The sequence below is a fragment of the Sinomicrobium oceani genome, from assembly GCF_900119185.1.
Classification (GTDB): domain Bacteria; phylum Bacteroidota; class Bacteroidia; order Flavobacteriales; family Flavobacteriaceae; genus Sinomicrobium; species Sinomicrobium oceani.
Map to the genome: position 1 here is coordinate 39132 of NZ_FPJE01000015.1, position 22446 is coordinate 61577.

The 22446-nt window shown below is 45.2% G+C and carries 20 protein-coding genes and 2 tRNA genes; 12 read left to right on the top strand and 10 right to left on the bottom strand.

Features of this window, described 5'->3' with window-relative positions:
- Position 1: 1 nt before the first annotated feature.
- From BT112_RS13930 to BT112_RS13940, 3 genes are all read right to left on the bottom strand, one after another.
- Positions 2-337, bottom strand: a complete 336-nt coding sequence (locus tag BT112_RS13930; RefSeq protein ID WP_083564935.1) for a DUF4907 domain-containing protein — start codon at positions 335-337, stop codon at positions 2-4.
- 148 nt (positions 338-485) lie between these two features.
- The gene (locus tag BT112_RS13935; RefSeq protein WP_072318004.1) at positions 486-1490 is read right to left on the bottom strand and encodes a Kelch repeat-containing protein; all 1005 of its coding nucleotides are present in this window, start codon (positions 1488-1490) and stop codon (positions 486-488) included.
- Between the two features lie 12 nt (positions 1491-1502).
- A complete protein-coding gene (locus tag BT112_RS13940; protein ID WP_139276202.1) occupies positions 1503-2378 on the bottom strand; it encodes a hypothetical protein in 876 nt (291 codons plus the stop codon).
- 218 nt (positions 2379-2596) lie between these two features.
- On the opposite strand from BT112_RS13940, the gene BT112_RS13945 reads away from it, so the two are divergent.
- Both BT112_RS13945 and BT112_RS13950 read left to right on the top strand, forming a co-directional pair.
- On the top strand, positions 2597-3925 hold the full coding sequence (locus BT112_RS13945) for a DUF4270 family protein (protein WP_072318006.1): 1329 nt from the start codon (positions 2597-2599) through the stop codon (positions 3923-3925).
- 49 nt (positions 3926-3974) lie between these two features.
- The gene (locus BT112_RS13950; protein ID WP_072318007.1) at positions 3975-5216 is read left to right on the top strand and encodes a BamG family beta-barrel-assembly machinery protein; all 1242 of its coding nucleotides are present in this window, start codon (positions 3975-3977) and stop codon (positions 5214-5216) included.
- Positions 5217-5277: 61 nt separating this feature from the next.
- Here BT112_RS13950 and BT112_RS13955 read toward each other — a convergent pair whose 3' ends face one another.
- From BT112_RS13955 to sppA, 3 genes are all read right to left on the bottom strand, one after another.
- Positions 5278-7935 carry an AsmA family protein gene (locus BT112_RS13955; protein WP_072318008.1) on the bottom strand — a complete coding sequence of 886 codons (2658 nt, stop codon included), beginning with the start codon at positions 7933-7935 and terminating at the stop codon, positions 5278-5280.
- Positions 7936-8007: 72 nt separating this feature from the next.
- The gene (locus BT112_RS13960) at positions 8008-8715 is read right to left on the bottom strand and encodes a queuosine precursor transporter (RefSeq protein WP_139276204.1); all 708 of its coding nucleotides are present in this window, start codon (positions 8713-8715) and stop codon (positions 8008-8010) included.
- A 93-nt stretch (positions 8716-8808) separates the two neighbouring features.
- A complete protein-coding gene (gene sppA, locus BT112_RS13965) occupies positions 8809-10572 on the bottom strand; it encodes a signal peptide peptidase SppA (RefSeq protein ID WP_072318010.1) in 1764 nt (587 codons plus the stop codon).
- Positions 10573-10774: 202 nt separating this feature from the next.
- Here sppA and folK point away from each other — a divergent pair, with 202 nt between their 5' ends.
- Positions 10775-11917, top strand: a complete 1143-nt coding sequence (gene folK / locus BT112_RS13975; RefSeq protein WP_072318012.1) for a 2-amino-4-hydroxy-6-hydroxymethyldihydropteridine diphosphokinase — start codon at positions 10775-10777, stop codon at positions 11915-11917.
- A gap of 143 nt (positions 11918-12060) precedes the next feature.
- On the opposite strand, the gene BT112_RS13980 is transcribed toward folK, so the two are convergent.
- Positions 12061-12444, bottom strand: a complete 384-nt coding sequence (locus BT112_RS13980) for a DUF3037 domain-containing protein (protein ID WP_072318092.1) — start codon at positions 12442-12444, stop codon at positions 12061-12063.
- On the bottom strand, positions 12422-13213 hold the full coding sequence (locus BT112_RS13985; protein WP_072318093.1) for a HipA family kinase: 792 nt from the start codon (positions 13211-13213) through the stop codon (positions 12422-12424). The genes BT112_RS13980 and BT112_RS13985 overlap by 23 nt, the downstream gene beginning before the upstream one ends.
- Before the next feature lie 187 nt (positions 13214-13400).
- On the opposite strand from BT112_RS13985, the gene BT112_RS13990 reads away from it, so the two are divergent.
- Positions 13401-14258 carry a mechanosensitive ion channel family protein gene (locus BT112_RS13990; RefSeq protein WP_072318013.1) on the top strand — a complete coding sequence of 286 codons (858 nt, stop codon included), beginning with the start codon at positions 13401-13403 and terminating at the stop codon, positions 14256-14258.
- Positions 14259-14294: 36 nt separating this feature from the next.
- A complete protein-coding gene (locus BT112_RS13995) occupies positions 14295-15035 on the top strand; it encodes a hypothetical protein (RefSeq protein ID WP_072318014.1) in 741 nt (246 codons plus the stop codon).
- Positions 15036-15043: 8 nt separating this feature from the next.
- Here BT112_RS13995 and BT112_RS14000 read toward each other — a convergent pair whose 3' ends face one another.
- Together BT112_RS14000 and BT112_RS14005 are read right to left on the bottom strand one after the other, a co-directional pair.
- Complete coding sequence (locus tag BT112_RS14000; protein WP_072318015.1) at positions 15044-15607, bottom strand: pentapeptide repeat-containing protein; 564 nt, start codon at positions 15605-15607, stop codon at positions 15044-15046.
- Between the two features lie 12 nt (positions 15608-15619).
- The gene (locus tag BT112_RS14005; protein WP_072318016.1) at positions 15620-16159 is read right to left on the bottom strand and encodes an RNA methyltransferase; all 540 of its coding nucleotides are present in this window, start codon (positions 16157-16159) and stop codon (positions 15620-15622) included.
- Positions 16160-16414: 255 nt separating this feature from the next.
- Between BT112_RS14005 and mutS the strand changes: the two genes are divergently transcribed.
- The 7 genes from mutS to BT112_RS14040 all read left to right on the top strand — a co-directional run bounded on the left by mutS (position 16415) and on the right by BT112_RS14040 (position 22425).
- Complete coding sequence (mutS, locus tag BT112_RS14010) at positions 16415-18988, top strand: DNA mismatch repair protein MutS (RefSeq protein WP_072318017.1); 2574 nt, start codon at positions 16415-16417, stop codon at positions 18986-18988.
- Positions 18989-19165: 177 nt separating this feature from the next.
- Positions 19166-19238, top strand: a tRNA-Gly gene (locus BT112_RS14015).
- A 45-nt stretch (positions 19239-19283) separates the two neighbouring features.
- Positions 19284-19369, top strand: a tRNA-Leu gene (locus tag BT112_RS14020).
- Between the two features lie 214 nt (positions 19370-19583).
- Complete coding sequence (locus BT112_RS14025) at positions 19584-20357, top strand: hypothetical protein (protein ID WP_072318018.1); 774 nt, start codon at positions 19584-19586, stop codon at positions 20355-20357.
- Between the two features lie 9 nt (positions 20358-20366).
- Positions 20367-20999, top strand: a complete 633-nt coding sequence (locus tag BT112_RS14030) for a hypothetical protein (RefSeq protein ID WP_072318019.1) — start codon at positions 20367-20369, stop codon at positions 20997-20999.
- Complete coding sequence (locus BT112_RS14035; RefSeq protein WP_072318020.1) at positions 20969-21748, top strand: sensor histidine kinase; 780 nt, start codon at positions 20969-20971, stop codon at positions 21746-21748. Before BT112_RS14030 ends, BT112_RS14035 begins: the two co-directional genes overlap by 31 nt.
- The gene (locus BT112_RS14040; protein ID WP_072318021.1) at positions 21745-22425 is read left to right on the top strand and encodes a response regulator transcription factor; all 681 of its coding nucleotides are present in this window, start codon (positions 21745-21747) and stop codon (positions 22423-22425) included. The genes BT112_RS14035 and BT112_RS14040 overlap by 4 nt, the downstream gene beginning before the upstream one ends.
- Positions 22426-22446: the final 21 nt, after the last annotated feature.

The following is a 22446-nucleotide window of genomic DNA, read 5'->3' on the forward strand; positions in this document are numbered from 1 at the left end:
TTTAATTGGCTAAATCTATACAATTTAAACGAACGTGAAGCGCTTTTAACTCTTCCTTAGTAATTGCAGGAGTCTCTCCCTTCAGCATCTTTTTCCTTACCAGGAATGCAACAGCCCTGGCATCGTCATAAGTACAAAAAGGGGAGGTATTTGATATTGCAGGAATAATCTGCTGCTTTATCAGTACTTTATTCCCACTTTTAAGCACATATCCGTATCCGCCCGGAATTGCTATGACTTCCGTACTTATTGCACTGTTGTCCCGCGGGTAAAACAGGCCTATCACCACTGCGCACATACATACAGCAAGAACAAATATCAATGCTATCTTTTTCATAATACACTATATTAAGACTTCGAACGGATAACGGACAGTACTTCCGGTTCTTCTTCATGTACACTCCCGGCCTAACAGGGGGAATATGGACCCGAAGTATTCCTTTTCTTTTCATCTACCGGCAACCAATTAACAACTAAAAAAAGCACTAATCATCCTCGTCGTATTCCTCCCAGGGGAAGAATTCCTGAACATCATCGAGATAAAGACTTCCGGAACGTCCCAGTCCTACGAAAGCCCTTGCCCCGTTTGAAAAAGTTACAGGACTTTGTCTGGACGTTCCTTCATAACCTGTTTTACGTTCCCAGATATCATATACGGGATCGTATTCCCAAACAGAGCCCAATGTTCCCGATGCGGTCCCACAGGCAATATACCCATAGCTCCCTATGGCAAAGCCAACCGCATTACTTCGTACGATACTGTAATCGTCCTCCTCGTCAAGACTGTTAAGTTTGGTCCAGCTTTCGGTCTCCGGATCAAACATCCAGAAGTCTTTGATATATACTCCGTTGGAAACACCAGTCCCCATATAGACCTTATCATCGATGGTAAAGCTTGTCGCTCCTTTGCGTTTATCTCCTCCGAAACCAAAGAGTTCGGTCCAGGTATCGGAAGAGGGGTCGTATTTCCAGAAATCTTTTCTGTCATTATCTCCGTCGGTTCCCGTACCGAAGTAACCGTACCCGTTAGCGGCAAAAGCCAGGGCTTCCCGTCTCGGATTTTCGGGAAAATCGGCAATAGCACTCCAGGAGTTTACATTGGCATCATAAGTGTAAAAATCGCGAAGTTCGTTGACCCCATCATATCCGGACCCTACATAACCGTTGTTGTTTATGGCAAAACCAACGGCAGCACTACGTGCCGTACCCGGAAAATCTGCTTTTTGCACCCAGTAATCCCCGTCCATATCGTATTCCCAGAAATCGACACGATAATTATCACCGTCATAACCGGTACCGGTATACCCTTTATTTCCTATGGAAAAATAGGCGGAACTACTTCTCGGTTTCCCGTCAAAAACAGAGCGTATTTTCCAGTTCCCCATATCTTCATCATCGTCACTGGAACAACCTGCCAGGAACACTACGAAGAAAAGCAGGGAAGCTCTGTACAAGATAAAATCCAGGTTTCTTTTCTTTGTTCTTCTCATTTGTTATTTGGTTTAAAATTTATAATTGACCCCTAAGGATATATAGGGGGACGATGCCATATCGTACGTATAGTCTTTGGTATCGTCCCGGTAAAGATCCAACGTGTTATAAAGTGTGTATCCGACTCCTACCGTAAGCTGCCAGCCTCGGTTAAAATCATATTCGTAATTCAGTCTCCCGTTGAGGCTCATATAACTCAGTTTGTAGCGTACAGCTTCCTTGTCATCAAAATATCCGTTCCAACCCTGTACTCCCGCATAAAAAGCATTCAGACCAAGTATCGGTTTCAGTGTATGGTTCGAACCCGCTTTCCAGGACACATACGTATAGGGATACCCGATCGCATAGGCCCATCTCGCATTGATTTTTCTCAGGTAATTGACGATTGGCACAAAACGGAGTTTTCCGAAAGCTGTGGTATATTCTCCTCCCACCGTCAGGGAAGAAGTAGCTCCCCCGGTATGCAACCATGTTCGGGTAAAATATCCGCCATAACCGAAATTGAATCCTTCCGCAGTCCAGTCTCCCCGAAAATCCGAAGCTATCTCCGGTTGAACGAAAGCGGTGAAAAACCAATCATCTCGTATAGCGTACGAAACAAAAAACTCGGTCCCCAGGGTGTACGTTCCGGTAAAATGCATGTCCGTTGCCGGTTGTGACGTATAGGTATAATCCAGATCGAACTTATGCAGATCGGCAGCAGCTCCGATACGAAACCTGCCCAGGTTGAAAACCTTACTCCCTCCTATGCGGGTTTCGTAAATGTTTACCCCATCGTCCGATTTATTTATATTGTAGTCCAAACGGATCATATCCGAAAATTTTTCCTGCCCCGCCACTTCGGTGACTACCATCAAGAGAGACATAATGATTAATAACCTTCTCACCAATTTTTTGAACAAATCTACACGGCTGCCTTACCGGGCAAAAACGGAATAGATGAAACCCGCCTATTTCTATACCAACGGGATGCTTCTGTAGATGAAAACTCCGCAGACCGTTTGATAGACAAATAGACAGGTTTGGTATAGTGTCCTCTCCTACTGGTCGATTTTCATTTTCCTGCTATATCAACCCGGTTATTTTTGCTCCAAATCAATTTTATATGCGATACGTATTATTATTATATCTGTCCGTACTCCTGTGGTCCTGTGGCGATGACAATGCATACGACACCGATTTTGATGCCGGTGAAGATTTTACCGACAGTAATATCAGGGTGCTTTCTATCGACACGATGACCGTTGAGATGTCTACGATGAAATTCGACAGTCTGATCACTTCCGATGCTACCCGGATACTGGTCGGGCAATACACAGATACGGTTTTTGGCAAAACGACAGCTTCAAGCTATTTCGAATTACTCCCGTCTTCATACAGTATAAGTAATGATGCCGTATTTGACAGCATATCCCTGTTCCTGGGATATGACAATTATTATTATAACGACACCCTCCAGACGAGTTCCATCCATGTAAAAAGGCTGACTTCCAAGGTTAAACCTCCACAGGGAAATTCTTTTTACAACACACAGTCCATAGCACATGAAAGCCAGGATCTCGGAGTGATTTCCTTTACACCCCGTCCGCTTGGCGGCAAGGATTCTGTAGAGATCAGACTGGATGAATCTTTCGGAGAGGATCTCTTTGAGCGCATTCAGAACAAAAACATCTCTACGAACGATCAGTTGAGGGAATACTTCAAAGGTGTGGTGCTTCAGCCCGGAGAAGATGATAACGGAGCCGTACTCGGTTTCAGCACGACCAGCGGAAACACCTATCTCAGGTTATATTATTCTACCCGGGAAACGGAAGAAGCTACCGTAAAGTACACGGATTTCACCATTACTACCGGGAACAGCCCGGCAACTTTCTTCAACGGTATAGTTTCCGAAGACAGCAATACGCTTTTCAGCAACCTCACCTCGCACAAAACACTGTTATCCAGTTCCGATACCGGAAACCGGACCTTTATACAATCGGGAAGAGGTCTTGCTACACGGATAAATTTCCCTTCCGTACGTTCTCTTTACGACATACAGGGTACGGGAACTGTACTCAGTGCAGTATTGAAAATTAAGCCTGCAAACACCTATTACGACAAAAACCTGTCTCTTCGGGATACCCTCAATATCTACGTAGTAGACCAGAATAACGATATTACGGAACAACTGACAACCTCGGAGTCTACGGCTTTACAGGCCATACTAAACCGGGAGAACCAGGAATTTAATGATGTCTATTTCGAAGTTCCCCTGGGCACTTATCTCGAACGTCTGTTAACCGCAACAAGAGAGGACAGAAGTTCGATCATCCTGATTCCGAACGAATACAGTTCGTCCATCGACCGGATGGTGCTCAACGGCGAAAACAACGAAGATTACAAGGCTACCCTGGAAGTTATATATGCCGTCTATGATGAAAACCAGGAATAACCACAAGACCTCAAGCCCGCAGCCGAAAGGACAAAAACAACTATTCCCTATGAAGAAGATCATTTTTTTTGCATGCCTTTTTATATGTTCTCATGTTATCAGTGCCCAATCCGAAGGACTTACCGCATCGCCCTACTCCATGTATGGCCTCGGTATCCTCAACCAGGCCAATGTAGGGAAATACAATGCTCTCGGACACGGGGGTATTGCTATGCCCGGTAACACCGGAATAAACAACATGAACCCCGCATCGTATGCTTCCATTTATGAAAAATCCTTTTTATTCGATGTGGGGTTTCAATCCGAATACAATCATTTTGCCAATAAGATCAACGACGAGAGCAAATGGAGTTTTAACTTCTCCAACCTCGCGCTTGCCTTTTCCCTCTCCAAAAGATCGGGTATAGGTGTTACGCTTATTCCCTATACCAATGTGGGGTACACCTTACTTGGTGTCACTACGAATATCGAAGGTTCTGATGAGACCTTCGAAAGTACGATCAACGGTACGGGAGGATTAAACGATCTGCAGATCAACTACGGTTATATGCTTTCCGACAAAATACGACTCGGAGCCAGTGCCTCATACCTCTTCGGGAGCATTGAGGAAAACGAATTTTTTTACGTGGGAAGCAGCTATTTTAATATGGATGAAACTTCTTTTTATCAGGGGGTACGTCTGGGGCTGGGATTTCAATATGACATCCTGAAGAAATTCACCCTTGGGGGTACCGTAAAACTTCCCGTAACCCTGGATGCCAGTATGGACCGGTCCGTTATCAAGACATTAGACGGGGTCAGTGTAACCGTAGAAGATGAAGAAGACCAGAGTATTACAGGATTTAAACTTCCGACAGAAATCGGGATCGGCGTCTATTTCTCCCCGTTTAGAGGTCTTTCGGTAAATGCCGATTACAAACGAAACTTCTGGAGCAGCACGAATCAGACAGATAATATTGGCCGGTATGAAGACCAGGATATTTTCAGTTTCGGAGCAGAGTACATGAAAAATGCCCGTTCGCTGGATTACATCGACAGGGTACAGTTTCGGGGTGGCTTTACCGCAGACAACGGTTACCTGTCTATCAATAACAGAAAGGTCGGTGGGTATGCGATTACTGCCGGATTGGGTCTACCGCTGAACACCAACACGCACTCTATGCTCAACCTGTCCTATTCCTACGGACAGAAAGGACAACTGACTAATGTGCTGGTCAAGGAAAACTACCATTTCATCACCCTGAATGTCAGTCTCGAGGATCTTTGGTTTATCAGAAGAAAAATCGAGTGACAGGTTAAAAAAAGGCCGGACCACATCAGCAGTCCGGCCTTTTTGTAAGCTATACCGATAATCAGTTTACCGTATCTTTTTTCTTTTTCCCAAACAGTCCCTGAAGCACATCTCTTGCGGCTTCTTTAACATCCTGTTGCTTTTTCGTTTTTGTAGAGTCTGTAGCCGTACTGTCCTTACCTTGTCCGCCCAGCAGATTACCGATAGCATTGTTTACGGCATCTTTGCCTTGATTGACCAATTTGTCTTTCTGTTTGGCCACGATCTGTTGTGTCAGTGCCGTTACGGCCGATTTGATATCCGTAGACACAGACGGGCTGCTATACGTACCTCCTATGGTTGCCGTCACCGGAACCGTCATTTTATCCTTTTCACTTTCACTGAGTTTTGCCAGCAGGCTACTCGCTTCTTTTCCGAGGTACTTTGCCGGTACATTAAAAGTAGCTTTATATGCCAGGGTTTTATCGAAACCATGGCTACCTGCTACTTCCACGTCTATATCCTGGTATTTGATATGAAAAGGTTTCACATTTACTTTTCCGTTATCGAAAGTCAGGTAGGTTTTTACATCCTTGAGATTTAGTTTGCTCACATCCAAAAAGCTCAGGTTACTGGTAAGGCTTTGCAATAATTTCGAGTCTTTGGTATCCACTCCGGAAGTGAGCAGCTCGGCCAGGGCATTCCCCGAAACAGACATCAATATCGGGGTCAGGTCATCATTAAGATTACCGGAAAGCGAAAGATCCGTATTGAGTTTACCCTGTAAAACGCTGGCTATAGGTGTGAGTGCCTGTAGCATATCCAATCCGCGGAACGATTCGGCAATATCAAAACTGTTGATATCCATTTTCATATTGAAGGTCGGTGTGGCTCCTTTGGTCGAAACATCGCCGTTAATGGCCAGGTTTCCGTTGAAAATATCAGAACGAAGATCTTTCAAAGTAGCTTTTTCATCCTTGATGATCAGCGTACCTTTGACGTTTTTGAGTTTCAGATTGTCATACACTACGGTTTTGGCAGCAGCATTTATCGTACAGTCCAGAAAAGAAGGGATCTTTATTTTTTCCCCGGATGTATTTTCCGGAGTCTTTGTTTCTTTCTCCCCCGTTTCCGGAGCCTTTCCGTTTCCTTTTTCTTCCGAATCGGCAACCATAAAATCATTTACGGAGAAGTTATCGGAAGACAATGTAAAATTCCCCTCAATGTTCTCCTTATTAAACATAAAGCCCATCAGGTTACTGATGGTCCCCGTCGCATTGAGATCGGTCTGCCCCGTGCGCGCCTTAAAGGTATTCAGTTTTACGGTTTTGGGATTAAATACCACATTGGCCTGGCTTATACTTACCGGGTGTGCCATCTCCGGTGAGTCATAGGTAAATCCGGTAAGGTCGAGGGTTCCGGAGTTTTTGGTATTTTCGTACCGTTTGTGCTCGATAGAAGCCATGTCAAAAGCCGTCGTAATATCGGCAACCAGGATACCGCTCAATTCCTGTTCCATCGGAAAGGGATAGGCCTTGGAAAGATTTGCCAGGTTGAGTTTCCCGTCTACCCGGGCATTTACATACATGTTTTCGGTAATATTATTGAGGCGTGCATTGGCATTGAACACGTCCTGATCTATACGAAACGAGAGTTTACGGATATCCACGTAGGTGTCTTTGGCAAGCCCGGTCTCATTGACAATATCGGTAGCCAGACGTATATCGGTTACCGATTTTGGAAGATCGGGATACTTGAACGAGGCGTTGTCCGATGCTATTTTTATGTCAAAAGCCGGGATATGGGTTTCGTCGATCACACCTTTTACTTCTCCTTTTACTTCGAAATTTCCGGTAGTCTGTACATTTTCGATGTTGCTTGCATACGCCTCAGGGATCACCGCAAGAAAATTTCTGAAGTCCGAGGAGGGCGTATTAAACGTTATATCGACCTCCTGATTATCGTCATTGATCTGCACGTATCCGTCAAACACCAGAGGCAATTGATTCAGCAGTAACGTATTGTCGAGAAAAGTGTACCGGTTTTTTTCCAGGTCTATCCCCAGAACCGCATCGAGATTTACTTTGTTTTTTGATATGTATGCCATGCTGTCCATGACAAAAGAAACCAAGGCATCCGTTTGGGTTTTCAACTCGGATTGTTTCAGGGAAAGATCTCCGCTACCGGAGTGGTTGAGTTCTTCCAGAACAAACTGCATTTTTCCTTCCTCATCGAGATAGGAGATCCGGCTGTCCAGGATTTCGTATTGCGCTACGGAAAACCTGAAGTCTTCTCCGCCTTCTTCGGGAGTATCTGCAGCCGTATTGTTTTCTTCACTTTCTTTTGCGATATCATAGTTGGCTTTTCCTTCACTATTAACAAGGATATTGACCTTGGCTTTATCTACGCCGAAACTACTGATGCGCATACCGCTACCTTTAAAAAGCTCTCCGATCCCCATTTTCACGGAAACCTCATCGGCATAAAAAAGAGTGTCTCCTTCAAAAGGAGCCAGGTTGATTACCGATATCTCATTTAAGGCAACACGGGCCTTTGGAAATCCGGACAGCAGACTGATATCCACATCCTTAAAATCTACCCGGGCATAAAGATTTTTATTGATATTCTCCTTAATCAGGGCAGTTATCTTATTTTTAAACAAAAACGGCGCCGCTGCAAGTAATACGATAAGAACAACGAGCGTAATTCCGGTAATCTTTAAAATCTTTTTGATTTTCATTGCTTTAGTCCTTTATATAGATGTAACGTTATTAAAGAGTTTGTATTTTATGATGTGGAAATAACTTTACGGTCAGGGTAACCGGATCTCTTCTCCTTCTCCGAGACCAAACCACCTTCGTATAATATATACGAAAAAATACAGAAAAGGAGTATCCAGTAAGGCGATCATCATCTTAAAGAGCACGCCCCCCACCAATAATCCGGAAAAACGTTCCCAGGCAATGACATCGAATGAACAAAGCAGCAGGAGCACGGTCATCGTATCGATAATCTGCGAGCATATCGTAGAGCAGTTATTGCGTAACCACAGGTGCCTGCCGTTGGTAAAACCCTTCCAGAAATGATATATGTGAATATCTACGTACTGCGCAGCGAGGTATGCCAGCATGGAAGCCATAACAGCCAGTATCGTACGCCCGAAAACATCCCGGAATATTTCGTCGCCTATAGGAGACCAGTCCGTGGCAGGGGCAGCTACCGAAACATAGATAATGAGCAGGGAAAACAGTGATGCGAAAATCCCGGCAGTCACTACCTGGTTTGCTTTCTTCTTACCGAATATTTCAGAGATCAGATCCGTGATCAGGAACGTTACCGGGTAGGGTAGAATACCTACGGATATTTCGAATATTCTGGCCCCGAAAATATTGATCTCTCCGAAAGGATACCAGTAAAAAAATTTCTGAAAAATAAGGTTGGATACGACCAGGGATGTTATAAATAATGCGGAGAGGTATAAATACAACCGGTACGCTGCCTTCTGATTTTGCATGTAAATAGTTTTTCGTATTCGGAAAAGCTGCTCGAAAAATGGGATAAAGTTCCGGAGATTTGTGGTAGCGAATCTCCGGAACTTTAGGCTTTACTTTTATCAGCGTATGATCAGCTCAAACGGCATACGGGCCTGTGCCCCTTTCTGCGCAGATAACACTTTGATGTTCTGTAATACCCGGTAGGCCTGCTCTCCTATTTCCTCCTTTAAAATTTCTTCTTTGGTCTTACCAATGGAAACTCCTATAAATTTGTCCATAATATCCTGTACGCTTGTCGTATACACCGGGAAATCCTGAATGGTATAGTCCGTAGTACCCCCGGTTTCAGCTGCATAGGCGACCGCATCTTCCAATCCGCCTATCTCATCGACAAGACCTATTTCCAGCGCCTCCGTACCACTCCATACCCTTCCCTGGCCAATGGCATCCACCTCTTCGCGGGTCATATCCCGGCCATCGGCAACGTGGCCGACGAAAGTGCTGTATATGTTTTCGATACTTTCCCTGGTTACTTTTTCATAGTCTTCAGACAAGGGCTGAAACACGCTGTACCCTAAGGATTGCTCATTGGTTGTTACATATTCCGAATGTATTCCCATTCGGTCTGCAAGCTCCTTAAAATTGGGCAACATCCCGAAAACCCCGATAGAACCGGTTATGGTATTAGGTTCCGCATATATCTTATCGGCCCCCGATGCAATGTAATAGCCACCTGAAGCAGCGAGGTTCCCCATAGAGACCACCACCGGCTTATTGCGTTTGGTAATTTCTATTTCTCTCCAGATAATATCGGAAGCCAGCGCGCTTCCTCCCGGAGAGTTTATACGAAGTACAATAGCTTTTACCTTATCGTCTTCTCTGGCTTTTTTGAGCGCTTTTACTACAATACCCTGCCCGACCAGCTCTTTTCCACCTTCTCCGTACACGATCTCCCCCTCGGCATAGATAACCGCGATCTTGTCTTTACCGGATTTTTTAGACTTTTTAGCTGCGTACTCCGCATATTCGCGCAGGCTGACATACTCCACATCCTTATCCTGTTCCAGAGCGCCTGCATTTTTCAGTGAAGTCTCATACTCATCGAAATAAGCGATACGGTCTACCAGGTTAACTTCCAGTGCCATCGCAGGAGTTCTCGCTCCCAGCGTATCTGCAATATCGTTTAACCTATCAGATTCCAGTCCGCGGGTTTCAGCAATCCCGTCCAGCATGGAATTCCATACCGAAAATAATAATTCGGAAATCTGGTGCCTGTTGTCCGGGCTCATTTCGTTACTCAGGAATGGCTCTACCGCACTTTTATATTTTCCGTGACGGATGACTTCAAATTTCACTCCTGATTTCTCCTGAAGATCTTTAAAAAACAAGACTTCTGAAGAAAGCCCTTTAAAATCTATATCCCCGACAGGGTTCACAAACACAGAATCTGCCACAGAGGCCAGATAATAGTCTTTCTGGGAATAAAAATCACCGTAAGCATATACGAATTTCCCGGAAGTCTTAAAATCTTCCAGGGCATCACGTAAAGCCTTGGTCTGGGCTATTCCGGCCGGGAGATAGTTACTGTTGATGCTTATCCCCTTGATCTTGTCATCGTTTTTGGCGTTCTTAATCGCTGCCAGGTAATGGTTCAGGCCGTCATACTTTTCGAATTTCATCCCGAAATCCGTAAAATCGAACTTTCCTCCGTAATCGCTCAGAGGCTTGTCGATACTCACCTCCAGTATGGCTTTGTCCGGTACGGTAACCACATTGTCCTGATTGCCCGCCAGGGAAATGAAGATAATAAACATAAAAAATAAAACGCCAAGGGCTATAAAACATCCCAGGACAGATGCCAGCAGGTTTCTCAAAAATTTCATGGTATTCTCTCGTATTACTTACATTCCAAAACTCGATACGTACAGTAGCGTTGTACTATACATCACAAAGATAATCTTTTCGTTTTACCCATTAGCATCGGGAATACCGATTTACATTTATGCGGGAAGCGGCAGCAAAAAAGCCGTATTGTTTTTACGGGGGGGCCTCGTTTATGTTGGTTTCTTTTAGTTATTTTGCACAATGAAACGCGCATACCTGTCCATAGGAAGTAATCTCGGGAACAAGATACAAAACCTCCAAAATGCTGTAACCTATCTCGAAAAAGACAATCCCCTGAGCGTCACGGCTTGTTCTGCGGTATATAAAACACCGGCGTGGGGCTTTACGGGAGCGGACTTTCTCAATGCCTGTATCGCTATCGAAACATCCCTGCTACCGCAGGAACTGTTACATCATATCCTGGAAACGGAAAAAAGACTGGGGAGAGTACGTTCCGGCGAAAAGGGATACCAGCCCCGGACCATCGATATCGATATCCTGTTTTATGAAGACGAAATTATCCGGCAGGACAATCTCGTTGTTCCTCACCCTCAGATTCCCAACCGTCTTTTTGTACTTCGCCCGCTGGCTGATATTGCACCGGGGAAAGTGCATCCGGAACTGCGAAAAACCATAGGACAACTGCTGGAAGAATGTGCAGATCACAGCGAGATCCATACCACTTCCCTTTCCTTACATACCGAAAGGGAGCATCCGTTTGCTTCCCTGCACTACATTGCCATAGAAGGAAATATCGGTTCCGGGAAAACCACCCTGGCCACCAAGATCGCAGAAGACTTTAACGGCAAACTCATTCTCGAAAGATTTGCCGACAACCCTTTCCTGCCCAAGTTCTACGAGGACAGAAACCGCTATGCTTTTCCGCTGGAGATGTCTTTCCTGGCCGATCGGTACCAGCAATTTACGGACGACACTTCACAACCCGACCTGTTCCGGAATTTTATGGTCAGTGATTACGACATATTCAAATCGTTGATTTTTGCCAAGGTAACACTCGCCGAAGACGAATTCCGGCTGTACCGTAAGCTCTTTGACCTGATGTACAGGGAAGTGACCAAACCCGACATCTATGTATATCTCTACCAGAACACCGATAAGTTATTACAAAATATCCGGAAGAGAGGACGAAAATACGAACAGAATATCCCCCCGGACTACCTGGAGGAAATCCAGAAAGGATATCTCGATTTTATCAAGGCAAACCAATACAACAATGTCTTATTACTGGACATTTCCGACCTGGATTTTGTGCAGAACAAGAATGACTACGATTTCATAATCGATAAAATACACGATTTTAAGGACAAAATACAAAAATTATAATTTTTTTAACCTTTTCTTGCATTTTACGATAATGTTGTATTAAATTAGTACCGCTAATAAAGCTAACTAACTAACTTTTTTCATAATCCAACCCCCGGGATTCAGTCACTTGAATCCCTTTTTTTATGTCTTAATTTTCGGAATTAAAGTACCAGCTCCCGAAACAGTTGCCGGAGAGTTTCTTCGGGATCTGCGCTAAAACCGGGATGTGGTCTGGAAGTCTGTATAACGGAGCTCCGGGTAGCGGTCAGCCAGCGAAACCGGGATGCGATATCGAGCCGGGCAATGGGCCCGCCATCGCTACTTCCCCTGCTGATCTTATCGAAAGAGCTCAGGTTTTCTTCCAGCTGTTCTGCAGTGACCTCGCAGGCAAACAACTTCAGTTTTTCTTCCGGAATGTGATACAGCGTTTTGAGGAATCTTTGCTCCTTGCAAAACAGTATCACCCCGACATTGAGGAACTCTTCACGTTCCACTTTGGGGACCAGCCGGATTACGGCGTATTCATACAGTAGCATCTCTCGCATTCTTAGCTTCATTAATAAATATACCGGAATTGGCCAGCCTGGTTTTCAGAAAGGAAAAATACACTTCCCGTATCTGTTCCGGGCTCTCCTCGGTCTGCTCCCATTGCAACCAGGTATCGGGTATGAGGCCCGTAATAGCTCTCAGCACCTCGTCCGTCAGGATGCTCCGGAATTGCCGGTCAGTTTCATCGAGCATATCAGCCTGCGGAAGCAGTACATGATCTTTGATATAGGGGAAAGGCGTTCTGGCCTGTTTTTCCCATTGATTCCACGAATGGTGAAAATAAAAGGAGGCTCCGTTGTCTATTATCCACAGCTCTTTGTGCCAGAGCAACATATTAGTGTTCCGGAACGTCCGGTCTATATTGGTGATAAAAGCGTCGAGCCATACGATCTTCGAAGCGAGTTCACGATCGACCTGCACAGCTACAGGGTCAAAATTTATAGCTCCGGAAAGAAAGTGAAGTCCGATATTGAGCCCCCGGCTTTCCCGGAGCAGGTCCTGGATTTCTTCATCTCCTTCCGTACGGCCGAAAGCTTCATCCAGTTCGGCATAGACAATCTCCGGCACCTTAAGTCCGAGTGCCCTGGCGATCTCTCCACCGAGCAGTTCTGCGATAAGCGCTTTTACACCATGCCCTGCACCCCTGAATTTAATCACGTATTTAAATCCGTCATCGGCTTCCGCTATGGCCGGCAGCGAACCTCCTTCGCGAAGCGGGGTGATATACCTGGTTACTTTTACCTGTCTGATTTCCGGAGCAGCCATTTTCGTCGTTTTTACCATGGCAAAAGTAGGGTATTCTTCCGAACCGGAGGGGCTCGCCACATCCGGATATACTAAAGCATCTCTTTTTTTATATCCGGGAAAAATGTATTTTAGGTGTTTTCAATACAAAACGATACACGGCATACCCGGGAAATCCCAAAGCTTTTATTTTCTATTTTTGTAATCCATGGAAGAATTTCTCGACAAGGAAACACATATCTACCTTCAGAAGCTTATCGGTTTCGGGATCGCTCTACTTGAAGCTATCGCCATACTGGTTATCGGTTTCTGGCTATCCCGGATTATCAGCAAATACATCTGCCTGCTGATGGAGAAACGGGAAGTGGAACTCTCCACCCGGAACTTTCTCCGGGATTTCCTGCGTATACTCTTCAACATCCTGGTTATTGTTATGGCCATTCATACCGCAGGTATTGAGGTTACTTCCATTCTTGCGATCATAGGAGGTGGTGCCGTAGGTATCGGCCTCGGGTTACAAGGCAGTTTTTCCAATTTTGCAGGGGGCATCATGATCATTTTTACCAAACCTTTTAAAACCGGTGATCTCATTCAGTCCGGTGACGATATCGGGTATGTCGAAAAGATCAGCTTGCTCAACACCACGATACGGTCTCCCCGCAACGAGATTATCGTATTGCCCAATTCCCCCTTATTCAATCATCCGCTTTCCAATTATTCCGCCAAAGATACTTACCGGATCGATATTACGGTAGGCGTGGAATACCGTTCGGATATACACAGGCTTTCTCCCTTGTTGAAAGAAGCTATCCGCAAGCACAAAATATTCATTCCCGGGAAACCGATTACGGCAGAGATCGAAGCTTTTACGACAGATCGTATCCATCTTACAGTAAGGGCCTATACCCATCCGTTCAACTATTTCGACGCTCCATTAATACTTCACGGAATCTGTAAAGACACCATCGAAGCCAACGGTTTTGTGATGCCCGTAGCACCGAGGGAAATAAAACTTATTTCACAGGAAAACCCGGGCGATCCAAAGAAGCCGCTTGAAAAAGAATAAAAACTTATCTTTATACAAATACGCAAACCCAGGATCATGAAATACATACTATCTTTTACACTTCTGTTATTTTACGCAATTACCTTACAGGCCCAGAAACTCGATGGTTCCTGGAAGCTTACCCATAAAAACGGAAAAATGGTCCATGACACGGAGTACATCCGGATATACCAGGACGGATATTTTACCTTCGGAGGTAAAAAAACAGCGGATAATTCTTTTACCGATGCCGGGGGAGGCCCATACACCATAGAAGGAGATCAATATACGGAAATACCGGATTTCTATACGGCTGCACCGGAAAAAACAGGAAAAAAGCAACAGTATTTCATAGCGGTCACCAAACAGCAGATCGTCCTGAAACAGGCAGGAGGCCATACCGAAACCTGGACACGGATATCAGAAGAGAAAGACCAGCTTACGGGAAACTGGGTAATTACGGGACGAGCCGACCCCAAAGGGAAAATGAACGAAATGACTCCGGGCGATCGCCGGACTATTAAAATCCTGAGTGGTGGAAGATTCCAATGGGTAGCCTTTAATTCTGCCACAAAAAAATTTCATGGCACAGGTGGTGGCACCTACACTGCCGAAGATGGAAAGTACACCGAGCATATCACTTTCTTCTCGCGGGACAAAGACCGGGTCGGAGCTTCTCTCGGATTCCATTATGACGTCAGGGACGGCAAGTGGTATCACAGTGGAAAAAGCTCGGCCGGAAAACCGATCAGTGAGATATGGTCCAGGTATAAAGATGCTTATCAAGCTAAAAAATAGAAACGCTGTTATTCCAAGATAACCCCGTATTTTCCAAGCAGGCCTGATGCACCTTCCAGGGAAAACCTCGCCTTTTTCAGATAATTCGTCTCCGGATCGATAGCAAAACGTTGAGATGTCCGGAAATCAGAGCCTTCCAGGTGTGTTTGTTCAAAAACAGCACCTGTCAGGTCGCAACGGTCAAAAACAGCATCGCGAAGGTCACATGCCCTGAAATCCACGCCTTCCAGTTTGCATGCCGTAAAAACACATCTGCTGAGTTTTAACTGCTGAAAGGAAGAAAAATCCAGCATACAGTGTTCAAACCGGAAATCGAGCAGGATGTCATTACACCGGTCAAAGGAGACTCCGAGTAATTTACAGTGCTCGAAAAGCACATCGCGAAAAGCCGTACGTGAGGGTTGTACCATACTCAGGTCGCAATGGGAAAAACGGGATTCCGAAAAATCGATGCCGGTTAGACTGACCCGGGAAAAATTACATCGGTCAAACGTACATCCTTCGTATTCTCCCTTTTCAGGAACATTTGCGCTAAAATCCCTGTTTTCGAATATCTTATCGGAAATGAGCATGTTGTGTCTTGTTTAAGAATTTACAGCCTGTAATTTATTGAACATATCCCAGATCACCACGCCTGCACTGACCGAAATATTCAGGGAATGCTTGGTTCCGAACTGGGGGATCTCCACGACCTCATCACACCCGGATACCACATCTTGTGCCACCCCTTTGACCTCGTTACCGAATACTACGGCATATTTTTTACCGGGCTCCGGGATAAAATCCTGGAGCATTACCGCCTTTTCCGCCTGCTCAACGGCTATGGTTATTATTCCGGAATCGCGTAATTCCGCAATCAGGGGGGCCGTATCTTTCACATACTCCCAGTCCACACTTTCCGTGGCCCCAAGCGCTGTTTTGTGAATATCCTTGTGCGGCGGTGTGGCCGTTATACCACATAAATATATCTTTTCTACAAGAAAAGCATCGGCCGTCCGGAACACCGACCCCGTATTATTTAAACTCCTTATATTATCCAGAACGACTATCAACGGCGTCTTTTCCGTGTTCTTGAACTCCTCTACTTCGAGCCTTTCCAGCTCACTGTTTTTCAGTTTTCGCATATACTGGTTTTGATCGCTATTATCTCATGACAAAAATAACCTTTTGCAACCCAATACAAAACCGGCCGGTATGTCTTTTATCACTTAAGCTCCGGGATATCGTGCAAACAAAAATTTCAAACAGCTAAAATTATTCATAAATTCGCCATTGGTTAAGACCGGGGAAAACTTCTCCGTTTCCGAATGTAAAACTACAAACCTTAAAAACCTCGAATAACGTTGGCATCTACAAAGAGTAAGAAGGAAACACCGTTGATGAAACAGTACAACCAGATCAAGGCAAAATATCCTGATGCAATGCTTTTGTTCCGTGTGGGAGATTTTTATGAAACTTTCGGGGAAGATGCTGTCAAAGCTTCGGGAATACTGGGGATCGTTCTCACGCATCGCAATAATGGTGGTGACCGTAGTGAACTTGCGGGATTTCCCCATCATTCGCTGAATACGTACCTGCCCAAACTGGTCAAAGCCGGAGAACGTGTAGCCATCTGCGACCAGCTGGAAGACCCTAAACTCACTAAAAAGATAGTAAAGCGGGGAGTCACCGAACTCATCACTCCGGGAGTAGCCCTGAATGACGACATACTTCATGCCAAAACCAATAATTTTCTTTGCGCAGTACACTTCGGTAAAAAAATGATGGGTATAGCCTTTCTCGATATTTCTACGGGAGAGTTCCTCACCTCTCAGGGAGACCAGGAATACACCGACAAACTCTTACAGAATTTCAGTCCCAGCGAAGTACTGGTATCCAAAAAACACAAACAGGAATTCCTAAGTGCATTCGGCAATGATTTTCATGCTTTCTTTATGGAAGATTGGGTGTTCCAGGACGATTTTTCCCGGGAGACCCTGACCAACCATTTCAAAACAAGTTCACTGAAAGGATTCGGGATCGATCATCTTTCGGAAGGCATTATCGCTTCGGGTGCTACCCTGCACTACCTTTCGGAAACCCAGCACAACCAGTTACAGCACATAACATCGGTAAACCGGATCGCCGAAGACGAATATGTATGGATGGACCGCTTTACCATACGCAACCTCGAACTATACAGCGCTACGGCAAACAATGCCGTTACGCTTATCGATATCATAGACAAAACCATCTCTCCCATGGGGGGCCGTATGCTCAAAAGGTGGCTCGCCCTGCCTCTGAAAAATGCGGAGAAGATAAGACAACGTCATAGCGTGGTCCGCTACCTGCGGGAAGAGGACGGCACCTTGCAAAAAATACGCACCCAGATAAAACAAATCGGCGATATCGAGCGCCTGATCTCCAAAGTTGCTACCGGGAAGATCAACCCGAGGGAAGTGGTACAGCTCAAAAATTCGCTCGAAGCTATCATTCCTGTCAAAACACTGGCCACAGAAAGCCCGGAAGAAGCCCTGAGATTACTGGGAGACAAACTCCATGCCTGCGATGCGCTTCGCGAAAAAATCGTGGAAACACTGCATGAAGAAGCCCCGGTAAACATTCAGAAGGGAAATGCCATAGCTTCCGGATTCTCCCCGGAACTGGACGAGCTTCGGAGCCTCGCTTTTTCGGGAAAAGACTATCTCGAACAAATGCTGGAACGGGAATCGCAACGAACAGGAATCCCTTCCTTAAAGATCGATTCCAACAACGTATTCGGTTATTACATCGAAGTGCGTAATGCCCATAAAAACAAAGTTCCCGAAGAATGGACCCGGAAGCAGACCCTGGTCAATGCCGAGCGTTATATCACGGAAGAACTGAAGGAATACGAGGCCAAAATCCTCGGAGCGGAAGAAAAGATACTGCAACTGGAACAACAGTTGTTTGCCCGACTGGTGGAATGGCTCACACAGTTTATCGCCCCTGTCCAGGCCAATGCGGCACTCATCGCCCAGCTCGACTGCCTAAGCGGCTTTGCACAACTGGCTTCGGAAAATAACTATACCTGTCCCGAAATTAACGACTCATTCGAATTACAACTCCGAAACGGAAGGCATCCTGTTATCGAAAAACAGCTTCCCCTCGGAGAAAGTTATATTGCCAACGATGTTTATCTCGACAGGGAAGACCAGCAGATCATTATGATCACCGGACCTAACATGAGTGGTAAATCGGCCATACTCAGGCAAACGGCCCTAATCGTTTTGCTGGCCCAGATGGGTAGTTTTGTCCCTGCCGACGAAGCCCGTGTAGGTATTGTAGACAAGATATTTACCCGGGTAGGGGCCAGTGATAACATCTCCATGGGAGAATCGACCTTTATGGTGGAAATGAACGAAACGGCTTCAATACTGAACAACATTTCGGAACGCAGCCTCGTCCTCCTCGACGAAATAGGCCGGGGTACCAGTACATACGACGGTATTTCCATTGCATGGGCGATCTCCGAATACCTCCATGAACATCCGGCACGGGCCAAAACCCTTTTCGCCACACATTATCACGAACTCAACGAGATGTGTGAAACTTTTACCCGGATCAAAAATTATAACGTATCGGTCAAAGAGCTCAAAGACAAAGTGCTCTTTCTCCGGAAACTGGTTCCCGGAGGAAGCGAGCACAGCTTTGGTATCCATGTCGCCAAAATGGCGGGAATGCCGCAACAGGTTATACAAAAAGCCAACAAAATTCTGAAAAAACTGGAAAAATCACATTCGTCCGACGAACTGTCCGACAATCTGAAATCGATGCGCGATGACGTGCAGTTGAGTTTTTTTAACCTGGACGATCCGCTGCTGGAAGATATCCGGGAAGAGATCCTTCATACGGATATCGACACCCTGACCCCGGTAGAAGCCCTGATGAAGCTCAATGAAATAAAGCGTATGCTTGTAAAATCCGGAAAATAGGAACTGTAGTCCTGTACAGTAATAATTTCAGTTCCAGGCATGTGCCGGATCACAGATCTGAAAAAAGGAAAACAGTCATGAAAAACATACTCTTTTTTTAAAAATCTCTTTGCCATTTATAGAAAAACATTAAATTTGCATCCGCAATAATCCTTACAAGGATATGTTCTTACACATGCGAAAATAGCTCAGTTGGTAGAGCGCCACCTTGCCAAGGTGGAGGTCGCGGGTTCGAATCCCGTTTTTCGCTCAAGTCTTAATTCGCTCCCGGAGCGGGTTCAGTTTTACAACAACCGCTCGGGTGGTGGAATTGGTAGACACGTTGGACTTAAAATCCAATGAGCAGTAATGTTCGTGCGGGTTCAAGTCCCGCCCCGAGTACAGATGATCGTCTTAGAAACAAAGTTTTTGGGACGATTTTTTATTTTTATCTCTTTTCACTTCCCTCCTTGACAAGACATTCCAGGAAAACTTCGGGACTTTTACACCCCGGATACTTTAACAGGTTGCAAAAAAAAGCTTAATTTTAGACCATAGCGCATTGTGCTATGTCAAAGCCCTCTTAATATCTGAACTTTAACCAAACAACAAAATTATGCTCTCTAAAGAAGATTGCCTCAAAGCTGTCCTTTCCTGGGATACCGCCAAAGAAAGTTATTCCAGAACCGAACAGCTTATTAATCCCGTTTTTGTATTTGATTTCGAAGAAAAAGATTGTAACTGGATTGAGAAGTTTAACGATAACAAAGCATATATCTATGCCCGTATCGGGGTGTACCGGGAGCAACTGAATCTCATTATTACGCCACTCGATAAAAACGGAAAGCCGAAAGATCTGGAAGCTTTTCTCAATATCCCCCTTACCCCTTTACAAAAAGACCTGGTACTCCTGGAACGGGAAGAGACCGTGGTCATCAAAAAAACAACGCTTTCCCGCGACCTGGATATCACACACTGCTGTGAAGAGACGGAACTCCCGGTGTACAACAACCCCGTACTGAACGAGAAGACATCTCTGGAAGAGATAGAAATGTGGAAGAATAACTGTCTGGACTGGTTTTACAGGGAATGCACGGAGTTTAACGGCAAAAGAATTTTCAGGACCTTTACGATCCCTTTTACGGATCTGATCAAAGGCAACAGTAAATTCGATAAAATCATTGCCGTTTTCGGACTTAAATATTCGGTCATATACCAGAGATATATCCCCACCCTGATATTCATAGCCGTAGACACCGCGACTATGCAGGCACAGATACGCAATGCTGCTCCGGCTGGCACCATCAATACGGATATGCTGAGTAATGCTTACGACTGGTCACGTCCCTGTCCCCCTTTTTGCCGGGAAAAATTAGAAGAGAAAAACTAAGGAAACACCATGAGTTTCTATTACGGGTCCCTGATCCTTTCCAACTGTTTACTGATCTTATCTTTTGTACTGGGGCTATCCCGGTGGGCCACCCTGAAGCGGGACAAAAGACATTTTTTTGTAGCCTACCTGGGGTTCGTCCTTACTATAGAAGTCATCAATGAAATACTGATCATGCTGTTTTACGTACAGGACATCAGTTTTATCTACCCGTTTTACATAAGCGGGGAATTCTTTTTGCTCATGTGTTTATTCCTATCCATACAAAAGATGTCCGGATCTTGGTATTATGTTGCCGCAGCGGTGGCACTGCTGTTTTTTGCCGAGGCCGCATGGCTGCGAAGTGAAGGAGCAGATGTATCGGCAGGGTACGGAAAAATCATATCGCACCTCTCCATCGTGTGTTTTTCCGGATATATACTGATCAGAGCCATACGCGAATCGGGCAGAATCGATTATTTTCTGAATATATACAGTTGCCTGCTCTTGTACTATGCCATCTCTGTTTTTCTGTTCCTAATTCTGGACCAGCTCACAGCGCTTACACCCCGGAATGCTGCTGTCATCTGGGGAATGAATAACATACTATCATCAGTTCTTTACGGCGTTTCATGGTATACCTTCCTGCAATTAAAGAAATAAACATCAGTATCAGCGAACTGGTTATCATGATTATCATCCTTACGATAATCATCAGTTTTTCTTTGCTCGCTTACCAAAGTTTTATCAAAAGAATAATCCGCGAAAAGAGCATACAATATGAACAGGAAATACGACATCAGAAAGATTTCCTGCAACAGCAGGTGAAAATCCAGGAGGATGAACGTGAACGAATTGCCGTATTGCTCCACGACGATATCGGCAACCGCCTGAATATACTTTCGGTATGGCTGCACAACCCCGAAGCCTGGAACAGCCGGCGATCGCAGGAGATCATACTGGCACAGATCCCGGAACTGATCGATGCCACCCGGAGTATTTCCCATTCTCTGTATCCTATCAATCTGGAACGTTTCGGACTTCTGCTTTCCCTTGAAGAAATGCTGTCCGGAATGAGCCCTTCGCTTCATACACGCCTGATCACCACACATCCGTACCAGAACAGGCCTGTTGTTGTCGAAGTACAGCTCTACAGGATCATACAGGAGTTCATGACCAATGTTATCAAACACGCAGAAGCATCAGCTGTAAAAATCTATCTCCGTGATTCGGAAGGTTCCCTGTCTGTATTACTTTCTGATAACGGCAAAGGTTTTGACACCGGTTCTTCCGGAAAGGGAATGGGACTGCGGAACATTACATTACGTCTTCGTTCCCTTAACGCTTCTTACAAATGGAAAAGCACGAAGCGCCAAGGATCCCGTTTAATCTTCATAATCCCCAAACCATGACTATAAAAATTGCACTGGCAGATGACGAGGAACTGTTCCTGGAAGGTCTGACCCGCCTGCTATCTGTCTCCAAAGAGATCACGGTAACCACCACAGCAGAAGACGGTACTGCATTACTCCGAAAGCTATCGGAAATTGAAGAAGGACAATTTCCCGAGATCGTTCTTGCCGACATACAAATGCAGCCCATGAACGGCTTCGAACTGGTGGAGCAATTACGAAAGTACTATCCCGACCTGCGGATTATCATTCTTTCTTCCCATTACCGAAATGCTGTTTTCGGTCAGATGATAAAGCTCGGTGTTTCCGCATTTCTACCCAAGAACTCCACAAGAGAGAGCCTGCTCAACGCGATTCGGTCCGTGCATGAAACCGGAGTTTATTTCTCACCGGGAGATCATCGTATGCTCCTGGAATACGTTAAGGATAAACCTAAAAAGCATAGTATCATTTCATCTGACGAATTATCGGAAAGGGAAATAGAAGTGGTAAAACTCATTTGTAGCGAACTTACAAACCAGGAAATCGGTGATAAACTCTACATCAGCAAAAGGACCGTAGAGAGCCACAGGCAACGGATACTGGAAAAAATAGGCGCCCGGAATACCGTAGGACTGGTGATCTATGCCATTGCTCACGAAATCATCCCCCCCTCGCCATATTTGGGCTCCGTATAAATACGGAATACTCATTTTGGT